Here is a 2,893-nt window from a genome sequence, read left to right as displayed (position 1 = left end):
CCCCCACAAAAATAATGTTCGATGCACCACAGACGACGATAGCAAAACCAGCAACAAAAAACCCTTATAAAATAAGGGTTTTAAACAGAGGGCTAAGTTAAATTATTCGGTTTAAATTGATCTAAATATTTCACAAGAATACTAATCAATTTTTATGATAAAATTTTTTCTGTATAAAAAATATCAATATCAACTTATCAATTTATTAAAATAACAAAAAAATCGCAATTTCAGAAAGGAAACAATGAAATGAAAAAATTACTAAGTATTTTAGGCGTTATTGGTTTAACTATATCCGGAGCAAGCAATGTTATTGCTTGTAAACAAGGAAAAAAAGAAGAAAAGGATTTAAATGAAGAAAATAACAATGATATAAAAACTTGAAATAAAATTATGCAAGAAACAAAAAATAATTTTTTAAATCAAATGAAAAAAGAAGATATGGTTTTTGAAATTAATCAAAGTAAACTATATGATGAAGTTTCTGAAACAGAACAAAATAAAACTAAAGATTTACAAGGAACGGAAAGAAATATTATTGAACAAATTATTCAAAATAATTTTAAAAACATTAATGATAAAATAAAAGAAGAATATTCTAATTTTTATTATGATCATGACCCTATTAAAATTGTTGAAAATACAGATACATTTACTATAAATAATATTGATCCAAAAGCTTACAGCATTATAAAAAAAATTCCTGTCGATGATACTAATAAAATTAAAGCAATTAATATAACATATGAATTTCAAATTGAAATAACTTATAAAAAAATTGTTCAAAATTTTAATAACAAATTTGAATTTATTTTTACAACAAATAAAAACTTTATTTTAAATAAAATTTCGGAATTAGTTGATTATATTACACAAAAAATTAATCAATTTTGTAATGATAAAAATAACTCTAAATTTATATATAGCGAGAAAATTGAAAATGAAGGTTTAGATATTTTTAATGACAATATTAATAGTACAATAGTAAATAATTCTATTAAAACAAAATTCATTAATTTTTTACAAGAAAAACAAAATGAAGAAAACAAAAATTTTATTTTTAAAGTAAACAATAATTTTTTAATTAACAAAACTGATGATGAATCAGATATTTATAAAATATGGGATGATTTTACAATAAAGAATGAAAAACTGAGATCTGACGAAGATAATCTAGAAAAAAATCTTGTTTCAAATTGACTTTTTAAAGAAAATAATCTTATTAAAGATAGTGGAGAAGATTTTAGTAATTTTTATTATGATGAAAATTTAATAGAAAATGAAATAAAAATTAATTCTTTTATTGTTAATTTAAATTCTATTTCTATTTATGGTCTTCCGTTAATAAATAAAACTTTTGATAATAAAATTAATTTTTACATACCAAAACAATGAATTAAAGAACGAATAAAAGAATTTGGAAATTTAATTTATGAATTTTTTAAATTCTTTAATATTAAATTAAATAATGACAAAACAATAACATTAAAAGTTAATTCTAATTTGTTTGAGTCAATCAAAAATAACAATAATACTCAATATAGTGTATTTAATATATTAATGAAAGAATTTAAAAACAATAAAAGAAAACTAAAAGGAATAAATATTTTTAATTCATACAGCAGCAACCAATTTAATTCAAATTTAATTTCAGTAGACAACAATAAAATATTTTTTAATAATTCTAAACCTTCAAAAAAAATATGATCAATAGGTTTTTCTTATGGTATTTTTTTAAACAAATTTTATTATATTCCTTTTGGTTCTGAAAATAATAAAGCAAATTTTGATATAGAAAAAAAATAATTAGTATACTAATTATTTTTTTTATTTTCATTATGTTTTTATATATATCTAGTTTTTTAATTTAATATTAAAGAATTTAAAAAATTCATAAATTAATAAAAAAGACAACGAAAAAACAATTTCTTTAAAAAATGATTTTATGAGTACTAGTGAAAATGATAAAAAACTTTTAATGCGTTTATATATTGATTATTGTAAATTAATGTTTAATTTATTATTAACAAATAATAAAATCTAATTATTTTATTCCTTATTGTTTCAAATTTCGTGGGTGTTTAGTTCTTGTCACGCATAGTTATTGTGTGGATCAAATGATGACTTGTTGTAGTTCTGGTTTAAAGTCATCTTTGTCAATTTGGCGTTGAATTCAGTTAGCGAGTGTTTGGGTTGGGGTAATTCAATATATTTGTCCGCCATTGCGTAGTCATTTGGTATGCTCATCTAATTTTTTCTTAAAGCGACTGGGTGATTTTTGTGTGCTCTCAAATTCGACTAATTGAATTGCTCCATCAGTTTTGTAAACAATTAAGTCGGGGTAGGCATTTAAGTTGCCGTTTTCCATTTTTAACTCCCGCTCAGTTTGGTAGTGCTCGATATCATTTTGTGCGACAAGTCATTTAATCAACATATCTTGGTGGGGGAGTTCATAGCAATTTATCTTAATTGCTTTTTTATGGTCTCGCCCAACAAAAGTATTACCTTTATGAGAAAGATAATAAATGTTTTTTCTTGTATGTTGGTCTATTTTATAAAAACCTTTTTTTAAATTTCGCTCTAAAATTCGCTTAGTGCTTACGAATGATTTTTGTGTCAGCAATGCGACTTGTTCAATATTTAAGTATCCTCAACGATTTATCATCAGCAATATTTTTTCTAACTCACCCATAACATCAACTCCTTACCAGCCAATTTTGTCATACCAACAGGGTGGGGTTTTTTCTTTTTTGCGTTCGCTTTTTTCTTTTAAAGGCATGGGCAAAAAGAAAAAAGGAACTAGGTGGTTATTTATTACTTTTTTGAATAAAATTACTACTAAACTTATTTAAAAAATATATAAAATTTATTAAATATGTTGTTTTGGTATGGT

Annotated in this window: 2 protein-coding genes; one reads left to right on the top strand and one right to left on the bottom strand. The window is 22.5% G+C overall.

The genetic code is table 4. The features are described 5' to 3' along the window. The first annotated feature begins 249 nt into the window (after positions 1-249). Positions 250-1,806, top strand: coding sequence for a lipoprotein (locus D9R21_RS05540; RefSeq protein WP_126821423.1), 1,557 nt, complete (start codon positions 250-252; stop codon positions 1,804-1,806). Positions 1,807-2,101: 295 nt separating this feature from the next. Here D9R21_RS05540 and D9R21_RS05535 read toward each other — a convergent pair whose 3' ends face one another. Further along, a complete protein-coding gene (locus tag D9R21_RS05535) occupies positions 2,102-2,692 on the bottom strand; it encodes a hypothetical protein (RefSeq protein WP_126821422.1) in 591 nt (196 codons plus the stop codon). Between the last annotated feature and the right edge of the window lie 201 nt (positions 2,693-2,893).

This window comes from Spiroplasma endosymbiont of Megaselia nigra, assembly GCF_003987485.1.
Taxonomy (GTDB): domain Bacteria; phylum Bacillota_I; class Bacilli_A; order Mycoplasmatales; family Mycoplasmataceae; genus Spiroplasma.
The sequence above is the reverse complement of the archived record's forward strand: the minus strand, read 5'-3'. Positions and strand labels throughout refer to the sequence as shown.